This window comes from Streptomyces sp. SID5785 (assembly GCF_009870065.1).
In the GTDB taxonomy this organism is placed as follows: domain Bacteria; phylum Actinomycetota; class Actinomycetes; order Streptomycetales; family Streptomycetaceae; genus Streptomyces.
Map to the genome: position 1 here is coordinate 1 of NZ_WWIA01000746.1, position 2,486 is coordinate 2,486.

At 74.0% G+C, this 2,486-nt stretch carries 4 protein-coding genes; all 4 read right to left on the reverse strand.

The window, feature by feature from the left end; genetic code table 11:
- The coding region (locus GTW43_RS24365) for a GTP-binding protein (protein WP_161304177.1) at positions 1 to 522 on the reverse strand (522 nt) is incomplete at its 3' end.
- Between the two features lie 136 nt (positions 523 to 658).
- Positions 659 to 1,105, reverse strand: coding sequence for a protein phosphatase (locus tag GTW43_RS24370; RefSeq protein WP_161304178.1), 447 nt, complete (start codon positions 1,103 to 1,105; stop codon positions 659 to 661).
- Between the two features lie 163 nt (positions 1,106 to 1,268).
- Positions 1,269 to 1,721, reverse strand: a complete 453-nt coding sequence (locus GTW43_RS24375) for an SPW repeat protein (protein WP_161304179.1) — start codon at positions 1,719 to 1,721, stop codon at positions 1,269 to 1,271.
- Positions 1,722 to 1,832: 111 nt separating this feature from the next.
- On the reverse strand, positions 1,833 to 2,486 hold a 654-nt coding region (locus tag GTW43_RS24380), incomplete at its 5' end, for a deaminase (protein ID WP_237536793.1).

The window sequence follows — 2,486 nt, forward strand, 5'->3', positions numbered from 1 at the left end:
CACGACGCGGGCGTCCGGCGTCCCTTCCCCGGCCACGTCGGCCAGGGGGACCACGTACGGCGTCAGACGGCGCCGGATGTCGTCGAGCAGCCCGGCGGTCCGCGCCCCCGGCCGGTCGATCTTGTTGACGAAGATCAGGGTGGGCAGGCCGATCCGGCGCAGTGTCCTGAGCAGCAGACGGGTGTGTGCCTGGACGCCCTCGACGGCGGAGACGAGCAGCACGGCGCCGTCGAGCACGTCCAGCGCGCGCTCGACCTCGGCGATGAAGTCGCTGTGCCCGGGGGTGTCGACGAGGTTGATCCGGGTGTCGCCCACGGCGAAGGAGGCGACGGCGGAGCGGATCGTGATGCCGCGCCGGCGCTCGATCGCGCCGGTGTCGGTGCGGGTGTCCCCGGTGTCGACGCTGCCGAGCCGGTCGATGGCCCCCGTGTCGTACAGGAGCCGCTCGGTGAGGCTGGTCTTACCGGCGTCGACGTGGGCGACGATCCCGATGTTCAGGGTGGAGCGGAGCTGTGGGTGCATGGAAGGTCGAGTCCTCGGAAGTGTCCGTCCGGCGGGGTCGCTGAACTGCTTCGAGGAATCGGCGCATGCGGGGCTCCTGGTTGTGCGGGGTCGCTGTCCGGGCCATGGTGCCCGACCGGCGGGGGCGCCGCGCAACCTATTTTCGCGGCGGCCCGAACGTCCGGACGTACCGCTTCTGCCAGGGTGTCTCGACCGCGCGCCGGTCGTAGTGCCGCCGCACGTAGGCGACGGCCTCGTCGGGCGGCACGCCGTCGAGCACGGCGACGCAGGCCAGTGCCGTGCCGGTCCGTCCGCGTCCGCCGCCGCAGGCCAGTTCGACCCGCTCGTCCGCACTCCGGCGCAGGACGTCGGCGAACACGCGGGCGGCGCGGTCCCGGTCCGCGGGCAGCCGGAAATCGGGCCAGCGCAACCAGGTGGTCTCCCAGGAGGGCGGCTCGGGCGGCGAGCCGAGCAGATGGACGCCGTACGACGGCAGGGGGCCGGGCGGCAGCGGGTGGCGCAGGCCGCGCCCGCGCACGAGCCGGCCCGACGGCAGGCGGAGGACGCCGGGCGCCTCCGCGTCCCAGGGGGCGGTGGTGACCATCCCGTCAGCCTAGGCCGTGTGGCCCGGGGGTGTCCGGGCCGTGCGCGGCGGCGTCCCCGGGGCTCGTCCGCCGGGTCGCCGCCGCTGTCCGGTGATCCTGGTGATCCGCAGGTTCAGGTGGGGGTCCTCCGTCCTCGTGTGGTGTCCCGTGGGCCGCCGCAGCTCAGGTCTGCATCGGCGTCTCGCGGCCGCTCCTGAGCGCGGTGGCCGTGCAGAGCAGCCCGAGCAGGACGGTGAGACCGCCGATGATGACGTTGTTGAGGATCACGCCGCGGTCGGGGCTGGAGCCCACGACCCACGGAGAGATGATCATCCACACGCCCATGGCGCAGATGGCGCCGCTGAGACCGGACATCCGGGCGGGCGCGACCGTGAAACCGATGCCCAGGAGCGCGATCGCGATGCCCATGACCAGATTGTGGGACGCGAGGGTGGGCTGGTTGCCGGTGAAGTGCACGACCCAGGGGGAGATGGCGCAGTAGAGACCGAGCAGGAAGACCGGCCCGTCCACGAGAGCGCCTCGGCGGCCACCGAGCACGCGCGCGTACCGGTCCCGCATTTCGGATACGTCGGGGTGACCTGCGAGATCGCCCCTGTGATGGGAAACGTCGGCCATGGAAATCGACTCCTCGTTGACTGAGTCCGACCGCGTCGGCGCGGCGGGCTCGTCCCGGGGGTCGTCCCGACGGGGCGAGGGGGCCGCGCACACCCATTCTGCGCTTATTTGCTACTTATGTGTACCCGTGCTGACCAGGTGATGGTTGGGAGCCATCGCGGCCTGCGCGAGCTCCGGGACCTCCGCCACGACGACCCCTGCCGCCGCCAGTACGCCGGCCCCGTCCGCGCCCGCCACGAACGTGTCCGGCTCGCGCCACGCGGTCACCACCCGGCCCGCCCCCGACTCGACGATCAGCCGGGCGCAGGGCTTCGGCCGCGAGGCCCTCCGGGCGCACGGCTCCAGGCTGCTGTACACGGTGGCGCCGGCGAGCCGGGTGTCGTCCGGGGCGACCTTGGCGAGCGCCGCCTCCTCCGCGTGCACGACGGGATCGCCGCCCTCGCGCGAGTACCCGCGCGCCAGCTCCGTGCCGTCCGCCGCGACGACCACGGCGCCCACGCTGAACGCGGTGCGCGACGGCGGGCACGCCCCGGCGAGCTCGCACGCGATCCGCAGCCAGTGCCGGTCCGCGGCCGTCGCCCGCGCCCCGGTGCCCGGCACCGTCGGCGCGTACCGCGTGACGACCACGTCGCCGAGCAGCTCGGTGCCGAGCACGCGCATCCTGCTGCGTGGCCCGCCCGGGTAGCCGCCAGGACCGAACAGGCGCGGCGCGTCCGGCTCACCCACCACCAAGGGGGCCACCGCCAGCCGCAGTTCGTCGGCGAG